Origin of the sequence: Xenorhabdus griffiniae (assembly GCF_001028135.1) — a bacterium.
In the GTDB taxonomy this organism is placed as follows: Bacteria; Pseudomonadota; Gammaproteobacteria; order Enterobacterales; family Enterobacteriaceae; genus Xenorhabdus; species Xenorhabdus bakwenae.
The window spans coordinates 1-19,077 of record NZ_LDNM01000082.1; the positions used below are offsets into that span (position 1 = coordinate 1).

Here is a 19,077-nt window from a genome sequence, read left to right on the forward strand (position 1 = left end):
CTTCAATTCTAATTAATTTTTTCGCCACATTTGTGATAAATGTCACTGACAGATATATATAATAAACTACCTTACTACCCATAATTTATATCATCAATATATTTATATTTAGTTGTCTATATATATCAGTCCAGTTAACTTAGGTAGAATTTTGTTTATTGACAAACAAAAAATAAACATACCCATAAAAAAAATAAAATTGAATCATTAATATTAGGCTGTAACATATCTCGCTGTAACTGTTTATATGATGTTGTTTTTTCTCTGCTTCGTGTTCTAGTTGATGAACATTTTTAGAGGTAATAATGAGTAACAAAATGAACGAAACCATTAAATCGATATTTAATGGACTCCCTGATCTTCCGCCTGAAACTTATTTTCAGGAAGGTTTTTTCAGGGACCCAGCGAGAACAATCAATACAGATGATAGGTATTTTTTATCCCCTGCTGATGGGTTCGTTATCTATAGCGGAATAATAAACCCAGGTGAAGCGATCACCGAAGTAAAAGGAAAAAAATATAGCATTCAGGATATCATCAGAGATAAACATTATGATAAACGCTCGCTTGTCATTGGTATCTTTATGACATGCTATGACGTGCATATTAATAGAGTTCCTTACGATGGCATCCTGAGTTACGCGGAACATGAACCTCTGGAAACCAACAATCTACCAATGATTGATGTAGAAAATAATATTTTTTATAAAGAGAACATTGAATTAATTTATGACGACTATTTATATCTGAATCAACGAGTCGTTAATAAAGTCTACTCGCCTGGCATTAATCGAGAATACTATATGGTTCAAGTCGGTGATTATGATGTTGATACCATAACACCGTTCCATATACAACAAAATACTCCTGTATATCAGGGGGATAGATTTTCAATGATCCGGTATGGTTCACAAGTCGACTTGGTGATCCCTGTTACTGATGATGATGAAGTAACTTCATTGGTCACTGAAAAAGAACATGTCACTGGTGGTATAACTAAGTTAGTTAGAATCAACGATAACTCTCTATAAACAAATAATATAAACTAAACTTGAGGTTTTAAGATGTTAAAGAATTCTCCCGGTATCATTTCTGATCTGAAAATGCCAGTGTTTTTATTAGCACCTCCATTTTCATTAAATACCAATGTAAGAAATAATATTTGGATGGAGGAACTGGATGAGTCCGCTATCAATGTTAACAGCAAAGTGGCTTTAAGACAGTTCTATAAGCTATATAGCTTTATGTCATCACAATCGTTGGTTTATTTGCTGCCATCTGATACTCACCAGGAACTACAAGATCAAGTCTATGTTGCTAACTTGGGAATTATTATTGGTGATGAAGATCCAACGGCAATAGTTGCCAATTTTGCATCAGAAATCAGAAGATCAGAAACCCCTATTGGGGTAAGTTTCTTTGAATCATTGGGCTATAAAACTGAGGTCGCTCCCTACTATTTTGAAGGTGAAGCTGAGTTAAAACATTTGCATGATAATGTACTGGTCGGTGGTTATGGAATAAGAAGTGATATTAAAACCTATGACTGGATGGAAGAAAAATTCGGCCTCAACATCGTAAAAGTGGAAGAAAGAGATCCTTATCTTTACCATTTGGATTGCAGCATATTCCCACTGGATAAAGAAAATACGCTCGTTTATACCGGCGGATTCAACAGCGACGAGCTGAAAGGGCTGGAAAAAGTAACCAACATTATCAGTATCAGTAAAGATATTGCATACAGTGGAATTTGTAACTCTGTCAGAGTCAATCAACATATTCTCTGTTCATCCAATATTAATGACCTGAAAGCAGGTACAGAGGAGTATATCTATGAAATGAACAAAAACCATGAGCTGGAAAAAATTTGCTCTAAATTGGCATTAACGCCAAAACTTTTCAATTTATCTGAATATATGAAGAGCGGCGCCCTGCTTTCCTGCATGGTTATGCATTTAAATAGATATTCTTATAAAATACAAGTAATTTAAAAATTGCGATAAGTCATTCAATAATATTGATCACATAATTTCACTAAAAATTATTGAGTTGGTTGCAATATAAAGTGTATTTTATTGTCATAGGATGAATATATTCCAAGGATGGAGTTAGTCGCTTTTTTGTAGGATGATAAGTTTTAACATGTTGTCTATACTAGTTAGATTGGTAACTTAACAGTGATCAGTATATGAAATATATTATATTCCTTTATTCTTTTATACGTAAACAAAAAGCAGCATTGGTGCTGGCTATTGTTTTTACGGTAGTGGCAGCTTTAGCGGAGGTCTTATTTCCATTTCTGGTTCAGGAGCTGGTCAATACTTTATTGAAGGATAAGTTAATTCTTTCTTTCTCCTTTAATGAATTAATTGCTTCTCTAATCGCAGTGTCACTATTGATTGTCATCAGTCACGCTATTATTATTTGGATGCAAACAATTAATGCATCAGAATTGAGTTATAATATGAGGAAATCTCTCGTCGACTCTTTCCTCTCTTTTCCCTATCATATCACCAGAAAATTTCATTCAGCGAATCTGGCATTCAGAATAAAAAATGACACTTACCTTGTATCAGATAGAATTAGAGATTTATATAGCGAATTTCTCTATGATACGTTATCCATCATCGGCCCATTTATTGCGATGGCCCTGATTGATATTAAATTGGCTGTTCTGGCATTTATGATGGTTTGTCTGATGACTTTAATCAGTAAACCAATTACTAACCGGGTGGCTGTTTATGAAAGAATTCTGCAAATTTATAACTCACGATTAACCGGTGTCATCCAAGAATCTCTTTCTTGGATCAAATCTGTCAAGATTTTCAATTCTGAAGAATCAGAGAAAAAGAGAATTAATAATGCTAATACTAAAGTGAAAAATGTTGAGAGGATCACCGGGCTGTTTATGTCCCTATCTATTCCTCTTGGTTTTTTTGCACAGTTAGCGTCGACAATTGCCGTGCTTTGGTATGGTGGTTTGCTATTGATGGATGGAACGATAAACCTTGGTAACTTTGTTGCTGCATTTACCTATGAACAATTAATGTCTGATTCCATTAAGAGATACAGTAATCATTTAAATAAATTTGCTTCACTCAAATCGTTGTTGGACAGGGTTTTCGAATTATTGGGCGCTTATCAGCCAAACAATCGTAAACAGAGTAAACCAGTGGAAAATGGTAGTGCTAATGCTATTGATATCAACGTCAAGAAATTTTCCTATAACGACAGAGATACTTTATTCAGAGATATGAATATCTCTATACAAAAAGGAGAACGAGTTCTTATCGTCGGTGATAACGGTCAAGGTAAAAGTACAATATTCGATATCGTGACGGGCTTAACACCACTAAACGAAGGCTATGTTTCAATTTTTGGTGAGGTTCTGGATAATCCCGATTCTCAGCGTTGGTTGCAAAAATTTGGTGTGATGTCACAACAGACTCAGATTATAAAAGGCACGTTATACGATAATCTGCACATTGCCAATACAGAATCAACCAGGGAAGAGATGATTTCTGCGTTGATTCAAGCGGGTGGTAGTGAACTGTTGGACAAATTGAAGGATGGTCTGGATTCATACATTGACGAAAAAGGTTCTTCCTTGTCGGGCGGTGAAAGGCAGATTATTGGGTTAGCGCGTTTGTACCTTAAGACGCCAGAAATACTGCTATTTGATGAACCTACTACCTATCTGGATAATAGTAAAATAAACAGCTTTGCCGAGTCATTGAACAATATCGTTCGTGGTAAAACTGTGCTCATGATAAGCCATGATCCACGGGTATTTAGACTGGCTGAACGAGTTATCCGAATCGACAAAGGGAAAATAGCATTTGATGGCCCCCTACAGGAATATATGGGACAGGCAAGAACAAACTAAATACTGATCTTTCCAGGCCCGCCTTTGGCGGGCCATTATCTTAAGATATTCATTCAAAGCAAATTCCCCGATTTCAATTCTAAATTTTTTAAATCACAGCCAAATAATTAATTAAAAAAAACAATGAATTGGCAATAAATCCATAATTTCACCTTGACTAATGAGATACAACTTTTTCTACTAATATGGACATTACGATAATAAATTGCAGATAAGAGGATAGTTATGATTGTTTTTGTGACAGGAGCAACGTCTGGTTTTGGTGAGGCAATTGCAAGAAAATTTATCAAACATGGCTCCATCGTTATTGCAACAGGACGCCGTAAGGATAGATTAGATCAGTTGAAAAATGAATTGGGTGAGAACTTCCACCCCATCCAACTTGACGTGAGAAATCGCACTGCAATCGAGCAAACCGTTCAACAACTCTCAGATAGCCTACGTAATGTAGACGTTCTTGTGAATAATGCAGGGCTTGCGTTAGGGTTAGAACCCGCTCACCAAGCTAACCCTGATGACTGGGAAACAATGATTGATACCAATACGAAAGGATTAGTGAACATGACGCGGGCTTTGTTGCCTAATATGGTACAAGCCAATCATGGCCACATTATTAATATTGGCTCCACCGCAGCAAACTGGCCTTATGCCGGCGGTAACGTATATGGTGCTACTAAAGCCTTTGTCAAACAATTTAGTTTAGGGTTGAGAGCTGACTTACATGGAAAGAATATCCGAGTCACCGATATTGAACCTGGTCTGGTTGAAGGAACTGAATTTTCTCATGTTCGTTTTAAAGGCAATCAGGAAAAAGTTGATAAAACTTATGCAGGTGCCGATGCATTGACGGCGGATGATATTGCAGAAGCGGTATTTTGGGTTGCTAACTTACCTTCTCGCGTCAATATTAATACATTAGAAATGATGCCAGTTTGTCAGTCATTCGCGGGTTTAAGCGTTTATAGGGATTAATAGTTTTTTAGCAGTTTCATTAAATGGCTTAGTCTTATAGTTTAAGTAACATAGTAAAAGAGGTTCAAAAATGAACGTTCGTTCTTTGATTGTTAAAAGTGTTTCTGCTATTGCTCTGGTATTTTCTCTCTTTTGGCAGACGTTCGCATTCTCTACGCCATGTACGTCAGAAAGCACGTGTGTAACCATCAATGGTGGAGAAACTTCCTTGAGCAAAGAAATGGCTCGTCAAAGCAAAGAAGAATGGAATGAACAGAAAAGATTGCGCTATAAGGCAGATATACGTAAAGAAAAAGAGTTTGATAAGTATGAAATGGAAGCTGATAATCGTGAAGCCTGTTTAAAAAGTGTCGATATTAATGCTTATTGGGAACCGAGCACAAAACGTTGTCTGGATATCAATACAGGCCGCCCGATTAAACCTTAATAAAATCAACACTGACATCAAGATAAGGAGATGATGGTGAAAAAGATCCTACTGACCGGAGCTTTGTTTTTTGCGTTTTCTTCCTTTACAGTACAAGCAGCTCAAGCTTCACAAAAGAAAACATGTGAAAACTTGAAAGAAGAAATTGCGCAGAAGATCATTAAAAATGGTGTTTCAACAACGGATTTTAGACTTGACTTGGTTCCTAGTGATCAAGTTACTGAAAACAATACGACAAGTGGAAAAGTTGTTGGTCATTGTGATTATGGTAAACAAAAAATAGTCTATGTCCGTCTTTCTCATGATAAGAAAGGTCAAGAGTAGTATTCTTTCTGACTTTCGGAAAAGGGAGCGGAATTTGCTCCCTTTTTATTTCTCTTTTTAATCATCAATTGCCGATATCGCAGCAATATCCAGATAGCAAGACAAGTCGCGTTCTTCGGGCCTTAAAAGATAAGGTATTTCCCCCAGCTGCGGAGCTGGTATGTGACGCCGTAACCTTTCCAATACCCTAGCGTAGTGTGCTAATCCTGGATTGATACGATTAGCAATCCAGCCAATCAGGGGAATCCCCTCATTCATGATAGATTGCGCCGTTAGAATAGCATGGCTGACACAACCAGCCTGAATACCAACGACCAAAATGACGGGGAGTTTCTCTTGCACTACCCAATCAGAATAAAACGTTTCATCTTCCAGCAACATACGCCAACCACCGTTACCTTCAATGATGACGCGATCTGCTTTATAGCCTAAATTTCTTAGACCTTTTGTCATTTGAGTAAAATCAGCACGATTTTCTTCTTTATAATTGTTTTCCCAAACAACAGGATTGATTTCTTCATAATCCACTTGTACCGGTGAAGATTTATGTATGATTAAGGCATCACGATTACGTATTCCCTCCGGAGTTTCATGTTTTTCTGTCGCAATAGGTTTATATCCTACTGCGGTTGTTCCTTCACGATTAAAGACTTGCAATAATGCGCGGGTAACAACTGTTTTACCGATGTTGGTATCCGTGCCTGTAACAAATACGCGCGTTAACATAAATTCATTTTTCCGTAATAACAGAATAGATTGACCGGTTACTTACTCTCTTTAACGAGCAAGGTTAGAGTGTAGAAGATGTGTTTAAGATAGGGGTTGCGTTAGCTCAATGTTTTGCGTGATGGGTGTTATCCGTGCTACCACTAAAAACTTCAAACTTCATCCACAATGTTTGAAATCAGGAGATGAGTTAACCGATCTGCCGCCGCGCTGTTATTGTAATTTTTATGTTTAACCAACCAAACTTCGGAGTAGGCAGGATTGTTGGCTAAAGGAAGATATTGAACCCCATCCAGTTTCATTCGGGTAAACGACTCCGTAATAATGCTTACTCCTAATCCCGCAGCGACTAATCCTAATATCGTCATGGCTTCCCCCGCCTCCTGAGAAATCGTTGGAACCACTCCCACATTAGCCAATAAGGAAATAATTTCATCATACAATGCCGTTCCTACATCACGCTCAAAAAACACCAGTGGATAATCAGATAGCATTTCCAAGTTCACACCTTCACTAGCGTACTTCAGTAAAGGATGATCATCGTATACGGCCAACATAAAGCATTCGCGGAAGAGTAACTGATGTTCCAGGTTATCGGGCAATGACGTATTACGCATAATCCCTATATCGATTCTGCCTGTCTGCAAAGGCGCTATTTGCTGCTTGGTATTCATTTGATGCATATGGATGGCAACATCAGGATAACGTTCCCGGAATTGACGTAAACTCAGTGTTACTTTTTGCATAAAAGGTGTGGTGGATGTAAAACCAATTGATATCTCCCCTAACTCTCCTTGCTGCATTCTGGCCGCTTTGGTTGCTGCCGCATCAACTTGGGAAATGATTTGATAGGCTTCCTGAAGAAACATATGCCCAGCAGGTGTTAAATTAACATTCCTGTTATTACGTACCAGTAACTGGGCATTTATATTCGCTTCCAGCGCTTGGATCTGCTGGCTTAATGGGGGTTGTGAAATATTTAATCGTTCTGCTGCACGTCCAAAATGTAGCTCTTCTGCCACAGCAATAAAGTAACGCAGATGTCTGAGTTCAATATGAGTAGTCATTATTTATGATCCTATTGATACTTTAAAAGTATCATTCTGAATAATTAATATATTAGACAAAATATTCATGAATTTCTATCCTTGATCTACATCAAGTAATTAACGTTTGTTTTACATAGGTAAGGAAGTAGCGTGAATACAATCCAAAGCGTCAGTGAAAAATCAGCTGTCTCTGGCGTCGAAAGAAATGTTGAAAACACGATTAATCAAGGATACAAAAGTAAAAAAAGTAAACAGCCTTACATTCAACGTGAAGATGCTGTATACCTGCGGGTCACTCTCTCGTTCTTTGCCGTAGGGCTGGCAACATTTGCATTACTCTATTTTGTTCAACCCATTTTGCCAATTTTGTCAGATGAATTTGATATCTCGCCGGCCAATAGTAGTTTGGCTTTATCCCTTTCCACGGGAATGTTATCCCTCGGTCTATTAATAACCGGTCCTTTATCCGATGCCCTTGGCCGTAAACATGTCATGGTAGTATCACTTATTGCCGCTGCCATTTTTACACTCTTAAGCTCTGTCGTAACTAGTTGGCACGGGATTTTGTTTATGCGCGCACTAGTGGGTTTATCATTAAGTGGTGTTGCCGCTGTTGCGATGACTTATTTAAGTGAAGAGATCCATCCCAGTTATGTAGCTTTATCTATCGGTCTCTATATCAGTGGTAATTCAATCGGGGGAATGAGTGGACGTTTGATTACTGGTGTGATTGCTGATCACTATTCATGGCGGATTGCCGTTATCTTACTTGGGACATTTGCTTTAATCTCCGCTATTGCGTTTTGGAAGATGTTACCAGAATCCAGGCACTTTAAATCCAGCTCATTAAAACCTAAATCATTACTTATTAATTTGAAGCTACATCTCCGTGATCAAGGTCTTCCCCTGCTATTTGCCGAAGCTTTTTTGCTTATGGGAAGTTTTGTCACTATGTTTAACTATATTGGTTATCGATTGTTAGAAGCGCCTTATCATTTAAGCCAGACTATTGTTGGTTTATTATCTGTCGTCTACTTAACAGGGACTTACAGCGCAACTAAAGCCGGTGGATTAATAAGCAAGCATGGAAGAGGAAAAGTCTTGTTAGCCGCTATTGGTATGATGCTAATTGGTTGCTTAATCACCCTATTTTCTCCTGTCTGGGCAGTAATACTGGGAGTGATGATATTGACAACAGGCTTCTTTGCCGCTCATGCCGTTGCTAGTGGATGGATAGGACAAAGAGCCAAGCGCGCCAAAGCACAAGCTTCATCCCTCTATTTATTCTGTTATTACTCTGGCTCCAGTATTGCCGGAACATTAGGTGGAGTATTCTGGTTCTATTTTGCATGGAACGGCGTTGTTGTATTCATTTCATTATTAATGATAGTTTCTATTTGTTTAGGCTTAAAACTCAATAAATTACCAAAATAATAAAATATAGCTGCCGACATCAATTTTATTTAAATAATAAATGTCGGCTTTTTTAACAAAATATTTAAAATAATTTGAATTATTCATTGTTTATCTGATACCTGAAATATTATTAATAATAGGATTCAATCGGTAGCACTAAAACTTTTGTTAAATACCCATCAATAATTTCAATGCATCCTTCTTTTTTTAGAGAAAATAACATTCGTTGTATACAACTGCGCGAAAGTGTGCATCTTTGTTCTATATATTTAATTGCCGTAATATTTTCTCTGAATTCTGTCGGTAAGGTCATCAGGTGAGATAACAAACTACATATGACTTCCTTATTGTCATGACGGAAGAGGCTAATATCTCTGGCATATAAGAAAGAGATTTTATAGGAAATTATCCTCATCCACTCTCTATAGAGGTCATGCTTCTTTATGGCATTCAATGCACTAACCCGAGGAATTTGATAAATTTTACAACTTTCCCCCAGCTCAATGGAATAATAGATTTCTGCTCCAGAATAGAAAGATAAACCAATAATATAGGGTGAAAAAAATGTAGCAATGATTAAATTGTCGTTGATTCTGCGCATATTGATATATCCTTGCTCTAATAAAAAAAACTTAGCAAATTCACTGTCTATTTTAATCGCTTTTTCTTGTGTTGATAAATCAGTAGTGATCAAGTCAGAGTATGGTAACAATACATCGATCACTTTCTTAAAGGAATTTATTGGTTTAATTAGTCTTTTCATATTTAACGACCCTGGTGTGTGCCCCACTGTGTCAATCATCTAATTTTCAATTAACGTGTTGTTGTGTTTTTAACACAATGTTAAATTATTTCGCAATAGGTGTTTTCTTTTTTAGTTGGCTTTTGGGATGGTAAGTTGTAGATTGTTTTTGGTTTGTTTTATACTAAAAGTATGTTGTAACTAAATAAATTGAGTATACTTGAGAACAATCATGAATAAATATTTTTCAATAGAATCACTCACAACTTGCTTTAAAAAACAAGAAGAAAAGCTCTCTGAACTGATGGAGTTGTTAATGTGTTATCGGCTTCTTGATGCACGGGTATTTGAATTACCAAAAATTGAAAAAGGTGAAGAACATGAACAAATAACCGAAATTATGGTCAATCAGCTACAGGGAAATGAAGCGCTCAATGTAGGTTTACACTTCTATCAGAAACTATTCATACACCATAATAATCCTAATATCAGCAGTAAAGCGGCGAGCCGCCTGCCAGGTGCCTTGTGTTTTGCTGTTAACCACCAGCAATATAAAGAAGCAATGGAAGTCATTAATGAAGTCAACCAATTAAAAATAGAGTTAGAAAATATCGTTACCAAAGAATCAGGTATCAGCAAAGAACAACGATTTGAATTCGTTCATGATCATTTGCGTGGTCTTATTACCCTGAATGCCTATCGCACTATCACCCCTCTATTAAACCCTGATTCCATTAATTTTGGATGGGCTAATAAGAACATCATTAATAAAATCACCAAACAACAAATTTTGGAAAGGCTGGAGAAAAGCTACAATGCGGGCAGAGCAGTCCCACCCTACTCCAGTGATCAATGGGCAGCATTGGTGGCATTGGAGATTACAGATATTAAAAAATTACCCGATGATGTGGTATTGAAAATCAAACGACCAGTCAAAGTGCAGCCTATTACCCGTGTATGGTATTCAGAGATACAAAAGCAAGTCCAGTATGCCTGCCCGGTTCCTGTAATTGTTTTCTACACAGAGGATGGTGAAATCAAACCTAAAATCGGCACCTTGTCCAACTACAATGCCAACGCAATTAAACATAAGTATAAGCCCAAAGCGAAGCCACTTGAGTTGGTCATTCCCCGCTTACATCTCTACAAAGAACGCTGAGAAATAAAAAACCGGAGCAAATGCTCTCCGGTTTTTTCATTTTTGCTGATATAGCAAGTTTACTTCATGCTGCCAACCATATCTTCTGGACGAACCCACGCATCAAATTCAGCTTCCGTTAAATATCCTAACTGGAGTGCTGACTGCTTCAGCGTCAGGCCTTCTTTATGTGCTTTTTTAGCAATTTCAGCCGCTTTATCGTAACCAATATGAGTATTTAATGCGGTTACCAGCATCAGTGATTCATTCAACAATTGGGTGATGCGATCACGATTAGGTTCAATACCAATAGCACAATGCTCATTGAAACTACGCATACCATCCGCCAGCAAGCGTACAGATTGCAAGAAGTTATGGATAACCATTGGGCGGAATACGTTTAATTCAAAGTTACCAGACGAACCACCAATGTTGATTGCCACATCGTTACCCATCACTTGCGCACATAACATGGTCATCGCTTCACACTGAGTTGGGTTCACTTTGCCTGGCATGATGGAGCTGCCTGGCTCATTTTCAGGAATGGAAATCTCACCAATACCACAGCGAGGGCCAGAGGCCAACCAACGAACATCGTTAGCAATCTTCATCAATGATGCAGCCAAACCTTTCAATGCACCGTGTGAATGAACCAGCGCGTCACAAGTTGCCAGGGCTTCAAATTTATTTGGCGAAGTGACGAAAGGATGGCCGGATAATTCAGCAATTCTCTGCGCAACACGAACGGCATACTCAGGATGTGTATTCAGTCCCGTTCCTACCGCAGTACCTCCCAAAGCCAGTTCACACACATGAGGAATACTCTCTTCAATGTGCTTCAAGTTATGTGTCAACATGGCGGCCCAGCCGGAAATTTCCTGACCTAAGGTTAATGGAGTTGCATCTTGTAAGTGAGTACGGCCAATTTTTACAATGCCTTTAAATGCTTCCGCTTTATCTGCCAGGGTTTTTTGTAGTACTTTTAACTCTGGTAACAGATGTTCACGTAATGCAGTCACTGCTGCAACATGCATGGCCGTTGGAAAAACGTCATTAGAGCTTTGGCTCTTGTTAACATCATCATTAGGATGAATCAGACGCTCATTGCCCCTTTGACCACCAAGGATCTCACTACCACGGTTCGCCAACACTTCATTCATATTCATGTTGCTTTGAGTTCCCGAACCGGTCTGCCAGATAGCAAGAGGGAATTCTGTTGGGTGTTTGCCTTCCAACACCTCTTTCGCCGCAGCGATGACTGCTTCGCCACGTTCTTTAGGCAGAAGGCCCAGATCCATATTGACGCTAGCCGCAGCTTGTTTAGTCAATGCAAGCGCATGAATCAATGCAACTGGCATTTTTTCCTGAGAAATACGGAAATGCTCCAGTGAGCGCTGAGTTTGCGCCCCCCATAATTGGTCAGCAGGTACTTCGATAGGTCCCATTGAGTCTTTTTCAATGCGAGTGGCTGCCATTACTATCTCCTTAGCACACAGAATAATTGAATACGCCGGAACAAACTTTGCGGATAAATTAGTCGGCATTCGCGTATCATGCCATAAAGTTATTATCGATAATGCGACCTAACCGTGTTTATTGTATTGTTGTCATATAAATAAGTTACTTTTTATTATAGGAAATTCCGCCATGCTGAAAATGACCAACAAAATCCAACATTATGACTGGGGAAGTAAAACCGCTCTGACGGATATTTATGGTATCGAGAATTCGGATAATCAGCCAATGGCAGAATTATGGATGGGAGCACATCCAAAATGTAGTTCACTGGTCACAGACCCTCAAACGGGTGAAATGAGCGCCTTGAGTATGTTGATCGACCAAGAACCAGAGAAATACCTTGGAAGAAAAGTAGCCCGGCAATTCCAGCGCTTGCCTTTCTTGTTCAAAATATTGTGTGCAGCTCAACCACTGTCTATTCAAGTGCATCCTGATAAGACATCCGCAGAAATAGGTTTTGCCAAAGAAAATGCCCAAGGGATACCGTTAGATTCAGCACAACGCAACTACAAAGATGATAATCATAAACCTGAATTGGTCTATGCGCTGACCTCGTTCAAGGCCATGAATGCTTTTAGACCTTTATCTGAGATCGCACAATTACTGGATCATGTTTCTGCCGCACATCCAGATATTCAGGCATTCCTCCAGCAACCGACTGAACAAAATCTGTCGTTTCTGTTTTCACAGTTATTGAATATGCAAGGCGAACAAAAACAGTTGGCAATGGCTGTCTTAAAGTCAGCATTAAACTGTCATCAGGGCGAACCGTGGGATACCATCAAACAAATAACCTTCTTCTATCCCGATGATAATGGACTGTTTACACCACTCCTGCTCAATATCGTTGAACTCGAACCCGGCCAGGCGATGTTTCTATATGCCCGTACTCCCCATGCCTATCTTGATGGCGTCGCCTTGGAGGTTATGGCCAATTCTGACAATGTGTTGCGTGCCGGTTTAACCAGTAAGCATATTGATGTCCCTGAATTAATGGCTAATCTGGATTTTATTCCAAAAGCTGCCGATACTTTGCTAACCGAACCAAGGCAGGAAAAAGAGGCGCTGAATTATCCTGTTCCTGTTAATGATTTTTGTTTTTCTGTTTATTCTGTTTCAGAACAACCAATCTCATTGGAAAATGATTCAGCATCGGTTCTATTTTGTGTTGAAGGGCAAGCAGTTATCAGCACTGATAAGCAGCAGTTAAAATTACTCTCAGGTGAATCAATCTTCTTACCTGCTATTGAAAAAGCCGTCACTGTTTATGGTCAGGGGAGAATAGCCAGAGTATCTAATTAATTTTATTATATTAATATGGTTATGATTGCTTTTATTGATTATTAATCATATTTTTCAGTGAATTTTGACATAAATACAAAACGCATAACGCGTTAAAAGGATGGGATTTCCACATGAAAAAATCGTTAGTTGCAGTAAGCGTTGTTGTTGCTATGGGTGCGGTATGGACAGGAACATCATGGTATACAGGTAAGAAACTTGAAGACCGTTTAGATAGCTTCATAAAACAGGCGAACACTGAACTGGTGAAATCATTTCCTGAAAGTGGCATAGAATGGCAAGCAAAAGATTTCAAACGAGGGATTTTCAGCTCCGATGTCCGTTTGATCCTAAACATCAAGAATGGTGTAAAAAATGCCGATATTCCGCCAAATGAAGAAATCATTTTCAAATCGACAATTGATCATGGGCCATTTCCGATTTCTAACCTGAAGAAATTCAACCTGATACCCCAAATGGCCTCTGTCCACGCAGAACTGGAAAAAAATGATGCGTTGAAAAAACTATTTACTATCACAAATGAAAAATCATTGTTTAACTTAAATGCTAAAGTCAGTTATAGCCGTGCGCTCTCTGCTAACATTGAACTGGTCCCGATTAATCATACGGAAACGCCTGAAAATGGTGACCAACGGGTTCTGTCATTTTCAGGCGCAAAAATCAGTGCCGACGTTAATCATGATCTCAGTGAATTTTCCTTCACAGTCAAAAGTGATGAATTGTCTTTTAATGATCCTATCAAAAAAGAAACAGTTTCACTTAAAGGTATTGATTTTAAGGGAGATAATAAAAAAGGTAAATTTGATATCTATACCGGAGATCAAAGCTACAGTATTGGCGAATTCAGTATGAATGGAATTCCTAATGAGCCAAATATTGCGCTTAGGGGAATGAAAGTGATATCCAATTTAGATGAGGACAAGGACAATCTGAACATCAAAATCGTTTATAGCATTGATGGCGTAAAAATTGAGGATATCGAGTTTGGCTCTGGTAAGTTAGCCCTGGGTATGGAAAAACTCGATGGCCAGTCTGTACGTAAATTTACCCAAGCTTATAATGATGCGGCAGAAGCCGCCTTGACTACAGATAAAGCATCTTATGATGCAACTTCCCTGGCAGTACTCAGTAACTTACATCTCCTCCTGAATAACAATCCACAATTTAGCATTTCTCCTTTTAGCTGGAAAAACAGTAAAGGCGAGAGTTCAGTAGATTTCAAACTTTCCTTACAAAACATTCCTGAAGATAAAAGTGCATTGCAACTCATGGGACCGGAAGAGATAGTTCGTACCCTGATCCAAGAGTTGTCCTTGCACATTAATGTACCGAAAGCCATGTTGATGGAATCTATTACGCAATCAGCGATGCTAGATGGTCAGGATAAAGCTGCCGCAGAAGCTCAGGCAGAACAACAAGTTAACATGATGACTCAAAAAGGGGTTCAAAACAAAATTCTTACTGACAAAGACGGTATCATTGGTCTCAATTTTCACTACACCAATAATAAAGTCAAATTAAACGACAAAGAGTCCAGCTTACATCAATTCCTGCTTGATAATGGCCTTGCAGAGTCCTATGATGAAGCAGATGGTGAACAAAATCAGCATGATGATACCAAAGCTGAACTTCCTGTCGTTGAATAAGTGTACAGTTAAATCACCGTCATCTAAATAAATAACCAGAACCCGGCTTTCGGGTTCTCCCACAAGAAAGTACATGCTTAGGTTAAAAAACCTCCTCAGCTAAGACATCGCTAACATTAAGATATCAATAGTGCTTTCACTTTCTTGCCAGTCAACACGTTGGCTGGCTTTTTTGTATATAAAATTTGATAAGAAGGATAAGAAAATGATTGACATACAGCTTCCACTGACCGATCTGCACCGTCACCTCGACGGTAATATCCGTCCCGAAACCATTTTGGATCTTGCTCGTCAACATAATATCCCACTCCCAGCTTATGAGCTGGATGCATTACGTCCTCATGTACAAATCATTGAAAATGAACCTAATCTTGTCAGTTTCCTGCAAAAATTGGACTGGGGTGTGACTGTACTTGCCGATTTAGAAGCTTGCCGCAGGGTCGCCGTTGAAAACGTTGAAGATGCGGTCAATGCGGGTCTTGACTACGCTGAACTGCGTTTCTCCCCTTATTACATGGCTATGAAGCACCAACTTCCCGTTGAAGGTGTTGTGGAAGCAGTCATCGAGGGTATTCATTCAGCAAGCCAGAAACATGATATTCAGATCCGTTTAATTGGTATTCTGAGTAGAACATTTGGGGAAAAAGCTTGCACCGAAGAACTCACTGGACTTCTTGCTCATAAACAACATATCACCGCATTAGATCTGGCCGGTGATGAATTAGGATTCCCCGGCCATCTCTTTGAGCAACATTTTATCCAAGCGCGTGACGCAGGCTGGAATATTAGCGTACATGCAGGTGAAGCCGCAGGTGCGGAAAGCATCTGGCACGCTATTCGTGAATTGGGGGCAACCCGCATTGGCCACGGTGTCAAAGCAATCACTGATCCAGCCCTAATGGATTATTTGGTTGAATATGGCATCGGTATTGAATCCTGCCTGACATCAAACCTGCAAACCAGCACAGTCAGTTCTTTGCAAGCTCACCCGCTGAAACAATTTCTTGAGCACGGGATCTTGGCATCAATTAATACCGATGATCCGGCAGTAGAAGGCATTGAAATTCGTCATGAGTATAACGTTGCTGCGCCAGCAGCGGGGCTGTCTCCAGCGCTGATCCGACAGGCGCAGATTAATGGTCTGGCAACTGCATTCCTTAGTGAAGCAGAAAAACAGACACTGAAAGAAAAAGCCGCCAATCGCTAAGAAACATTATTTATGCTAAATTGCTCCAAAGGCAGAAAACTACTCTGCCTTTTTTGTTTTTAGGCGCTGCGCATAACGCTGTGCAAGAACAGCACAAACCATTAATTGGATCTGATGGAAAATCATCAGCGGTAACAGCATCACACCGACCATTGGCGCGGGAAATAATACATTTGCCATTGGCACACCATTTGCCAGGCTCTTCTTCGAACCACAAAACACAATAGTGATTTCGTCATCTTTACTAAACCCCAGCAAACGCGAGCTATATACGTTAATTAGTAGTACGATAGCCAATAAAACACAGCAAACGATCCCAATCATAAGAAGTGAATAAGTATCGATTTTATGCCAAATACCTTCCACCACCGCCTCACTGAATGCAACATAAACCACCAGCAAGATAGAAGAACGATCGGTCATATTGACCCATTTTTTATGTTTTTCCACCCAACCGGCAATCAGAGGACGCGATAAGTGTCCAGCAATAAAAGGCACCATCAACTGTAAGATAATATCTTTTATCGCTTGCCAGGTATCAGTTTGGGCAGCGCCTTCATGAGCCTGGATCAAAAAACCAACTAATAATGGAGACAGGAATACGCCTAATAAACTTGAGGCGGAAGCACTGCATACCGCGGCAGCAACATTTCCCCCGGCAACGGAGGTAAAAGCGATAGCCGATTGCACCGTGGCAGGTAAAGCACAAAGATAAAGAAAGCCCATATAAACCGTTGGTGACATCCACTCTGGCACGATGAAACTTAATCCCATTCCCAGTATGGGAAACAAAATAAAAGTGCTAGTGAAAATCACCAAGTGCAACCGCCAATGCCCTATTCCTGCCAAAATGGCATTACGGGATAACTTCGCTCCATGCATAAAAAATAACAACGCAATAGCGGCCGTTGTTAAGTACTGAAACCACTTTTTCGCTTCACCTTCACAAGGAAAAAACGATGCAATGATGACCACCGCAATCAATATAACTAAAAAAGGATCAATTCTTAATTTTTGCAACACGTTCATCAATATAAGCCCCCTTGCCCCACCTGCCATTGTTTAATTAGTCAATTAAGATTGTGCGCCGTTCTTTTGCCGATTTTTCACCGGCTTCAATAAGCTTCATAATCAAAATAGCTTCGCTGGCAGTCACTGGGTTCGGTTTTCCAAACAAAATCGCATCACGAATAGCGGCATAATAAGCACCATAATTGCCAGGTACAGTAGGAACAACTTTCGTAACCAAGTTATCATCTTGTGACAACGTCACATAACCATCCCGTGCGTCGTATCCCCAGTCTGCCCGTGGTGGTCTTTCCCCCGCCTTTAAACGCTCTTCCTGAGTATCCAACCCATATTTAGTATAACTGCCAGCCATACCATGCAATGTATAAATAGGTGATTCTGCCGCTGCGAGCATCGTTGCATGTAATACAACTTTCAAATCAGGATAGGTAAGTTGGGTATGAAAATAATCCGCCGTCTCTGCATTCGGACGCATCATGCCCAAATCTGTTGTGATGGCTTGTGGTTTGCCAAAAAGTTGAACGGCCTGATCCAGTAAATGAGGAGCTAAATCATACCAAATACCACTACCGGCTCCGGCAGCTTCACGCCAGCGCTGACGAACAACGGGACGGTAACGATCAAAATGAGTTTCATAATATTTTAGTGTTCCCAATTTATTTTCTTTAATAATTGATTTCACCGTCAGAAAACCAGAGTCCCAGCGGCGATTATGAAATACAGATAGCAATAAATTGGCTTCTTCCGCTTGCTTTTTCAATGCTTGAGCTTGTTCTACCGTAATGGTAAAAGGCTTATCAACGATGACATGTTTACCTGCCGCCAATGCCTGTTGTGCCAATGGGTAATGAGTATCATTTGGAGTTGGGATCACAATAAGGTCAATGTTGGGATCACGGAAGAGTTCCTCCGGTGAAGAAACGACCGATATTGCTGGCCAGTCTTTTTTAACTTTATCTGCATCACTGCTGGAAATAGCAACGCATTCAATATTGAATGTTCCTGCAATCAATGGCGCATGGAACGTTTTACTTGCATAACCATAACCTACCAACCCAACTTTTAAAAAATCACTCATAGCTGCCTCTAAAAAATGATCGTAAATCAGGCATCAGAAAGTATCACCACCTCTCACACGTTAGCAAATCCTGATTCCAGTATTACGCTCTTTTTCCTATAATCATTTTCCTAATATCCAAAACACTCATGATGGAGTGAAAACCTCTTATGTATCAGTCCAATGATTATTATCGTATTAATGGCTGGTTATTAGCACCTGCGGCATATCTAATCATGACATTAATTGCTGCCGGTCTGATGTTACTGTTATATATAATGACGTTTATCCATAAAAATGAAGCTATTCATCAAATAGGGGGGAGTTTTACTGCATTGTGGTATGCCTCAGTATTAACCACGACAATGATGTGGTGTTTTACTGTATGGGTATTGAAACTCCTTTTTATTCGTTCAAAACGATTCCCACGAATCTTTATTATGTGGCTGATGGTTTCCGTGCTGATAGCCATAAAAACTTTTGCCTTTTCTCCTATTTCTGATGAAATGGCAATACGTTCCCTATTATGGCCATTACTGGCTGCTGCCGTTTTCATTCCTTATATTAAACGCTCCCACCGGGTGAAAATGACTTTCACACAAGATCGATAACATACCCCACAATTGATTGTTATCATT

General features: G+C 39.4%; 18 protein-coding genes. 12 read left to right on the top strand and 6 right to left on the bottom strand.

The genetic code is table 11. The features are described 5' to 3' along the window. Positions 1-317: 317 nt before the first annotated feature. The 6 genes from AAY47_RS14895 to AAY47_RS14920 all read left to right on the top strand — a co-directional run bounded on the left by AAY47_RS14895 (position 318) and on the right by AAY47_RS14920 (position 5,609). Positions 318-1,031, top strand: coding sequence for a phosphatidylserine decarboxylase (locus AAY47_RS14895; RefSeq protein WP_053014297.1), 714 nt, complete (start codon positions 318-320; stop codon positions 1,029-1,031). A 33-nt stretch (positions 1,032-1,064) separates the two neighbouring features. Continuing rightward, entirely contained in the window at positions 1,065-1,991 is a 927-nt protein-coding gene (locus AAY47_RS14900; RefSeq protein WP_047770923.1) for a dimethylarginine dimethylaminohydrolase family protein, read from the top strand. A 197-nt stretch (positions 1,992-2,188) separates the two neighbouring features. Continuing rightward, positions 2,189-3,886: an ABC transporter ATP-binding protein gene (locus AAY47_RS14905; protein ID WP_047770924.1), complete on the top strand. Its 1,698-nt coding sequence runs from the start codon at positions 2,189-2,191 to the stop codon at positions 3,884-3,886. 225 nt (positions 3,887-4,111) lie between these two features. After that, positions 4,112-4,858, top strand: a complete 747-nt coding sequence (gene ydfG, locus AAY47_RS14910) for a bifunctional NADP-dependent 3-hydroxy acid dehydrogenase/3-hydroxypropionate dehydrogenase YdfG (protein ID WP_047770925.1) — start codon at positions 4,112-4,114, stop codon at positions 4,856-4,858. A gap of 70 nt (positions 4,859-4,928) precedes the next feature. Further along, positions 4,929-5,285, top strand: a complete 357-nt coding sequence (locus AAY47_RS14915; RefSeq protein WP_047770926.1) for a DUF1283 family protein — start codon at positions 4,929-4,931, stop codon at positions 5,283-5,285. Positions 5,286-5,318: 33 nt separating this feature from the next. Further along, complete coding sequence (locus AAY47_RS14920) at positions 5,319-5,609, top strand: DUF1161 domain-containing protein (RefSeq protein WP_200897793.1); 291 nt, start codon at positions 5,319-5,321, stop codon at positions 5,607-5,609. A gap of 57 nt (positions 5,610-5,666) precedes the next feature. Here the strand turns inward: AAY47_RS14920 and bioD are convergent, their stop codons facing one another. Both bioD and AAY47_RS14930 read right to left on the bottom strand, forming a co-directional pair. After that, positions 5,667-6,335, bottom strand: a complete 669-nt coding sequence (bioD, locus tag AAY47_RS14925; RefSeq protein ID WP_047770927.1) for a dethiobiotin synthase — start codon at positions 6,333-6,335, stop codon at positions 5,667-5,669. A 152-nt stretch (positions 6,336-6,487) separates the two neighbouring features. Continuing rightward, on the bottom strand, positions 6,488-7,402 hold the full coding sequence (locus AAY47_RS14930) for a LysR family transcriptional regulator (RefSeq protein ID WP_047770928.1): 915 nt from the start codon (positions 7,400-7,402) through the stop codon (positions 6,488-6,490). A gap of 132 nt (positions 7,403-7,534) precedes the next feature. On the opposite strand from AAY47_RS14930, the gene AAY47_RS14935 reads away from it, so the two are divergent. After that, a complete protein-coding gene (locus AAY47_RS14935; RefSeq protein WP_083446711.1) occupies positions 7,535-8,818 on the top strand; it encodes an MFS transporter in 1,284 nt (427 codons plus the stop codon). Positions 8,819-8,930: 112 nt separating this feature from the next. On the opposite strand, the gene AAY47_RS14940 is transcribed toward AAY47_RS14935, so the two are convergent. Then, positions 8,931-9,563, bottom strand: a complete 633-nt coding sequence (locus AAY47_RS14940) for a helix-turn-helix domain-containing protein (RefSeq protein WP_047770929.1) — start codon at positions 9,561-9,563, stop codon at positions 8,931-8,933. A gap of 211 nt (positions 9,564-9,774) precedes the next feature. Between AAY47_RS14940 and tus the strand changes: the two genes are divergently transcribed. Beyond that, complete coding sequence (tus, locus tag AAY47_RS14945; RefSeq protein ID WP_047770930.1) at positions 9,775-10,701, top strand: DNA replication terminus site-binding protein; 927 nt, start codon at positions 9,775-9,777, stop codon at positions 10,699-10,701. A 59-nt stretch (positions 10,702-10,760) separates the two neighbouring features. Here tus and fumC read toward each other — a convergent pair whose 3' ends face one another. Next, positions 10,761-12,155 carry a class II fumarate hydratase gene (gene fumC, locus AAY47_RS14950; protein WP_047770931.1) on the bottom strand — a complete coding sequence of 465 codons (1,395 nt, stop codon included), beginning with the start codon at positions 12,153-12,155 and terminating at the stop codon, positions 10,761-10,763. A 172-nt stretch (positions 12,156-12,327) separates the two neighbouring features. Between fumC and manA the strand changes: the two genes are divergently transcribed. The 3 genes from manA to add all read left to right on the top strand — a co-directional run bounded on the left by manA (position 12,328) and on the right by add (position 16,353). Continuing rightward, positions 12,328-13,500, top strand: a complete 1,173-nt coding sequence (manA, locus tag AAY47_RS14955; RefSeq protein WP_047770932.1) for a mannose-6-phosphate isomerase — start codon at positions 12,328-12,330, stop codon at positions 13,498-13,500. Between the two features lie 113 nt (positions 13,501-13,613). Next, positions 13,614-15,146, top strand: coding sequence for a YdgA family protein (locus tag AAY47_RS14960; protein WP_047770933.1), 1,533 nt, complete (start codon positions 13,614-13,616; stop codon positions 15,144-15,146). Positions 15,147-15,351: 205 nt separating this feature from the next. After that, positions 15,352-16,353: an adenosine deaminase gene (gene add / locus AAY47_RS14965; protein WP_047770934.1), complete on the top strand. Its 1,002-nt coding sequence runs from the start codon at positions 15,352-15,354 to the stop codon at positions 16,351-16,353. 39 nt (positions 16,354-16,392) lie between these two features. On the opposite strand, the gene AAY47_RS14970 is transcribed toward add, so the two are convergent. Next, positions 16,393-17,382 carry a bile acid:sodium symporter family protein gene (locus AAY47_RS14970; RefSeq protein WP_047770935.1) on the bottom strand — a complete coding sequence of 330 codons (990 nt, stop codon included), beginning with the start codon at positions 17,380-17,382 and terminating at the stop codon, positions 16,393-16,395. 37 nt (positions 17,383-17,419) lie between these two features. After that, on the bottom strand, positions 17,420-18,460 hold the full coding sequence (locus tag AAY47_RS14975; protein ID WP_047770936.1) for an oxidoreductase: 1,041 nt from the start codon (positions 18,458-18,460) through the stop codon (positions 17,420-17,422). Positions 18,461-18,609: 149 nt separating this feature from the next. Here AAY47_RS14975 and AAY47_RS14980 point away from each other — a divergent pair, with 149 nt between their 5' ends. Further along, positions 18,610-19,050, top strand: a complete 441-nt coding sequence (locus AAY47_RS14980; RefSeq protein ID WP_047770937.1) for a DUF2569 domain-containing protein — start codon at positions 18,610-18,612, stop codon at positions 19,048-19,050. Positions 19,051-19,077: the final 27 nt, after the last annotated feature.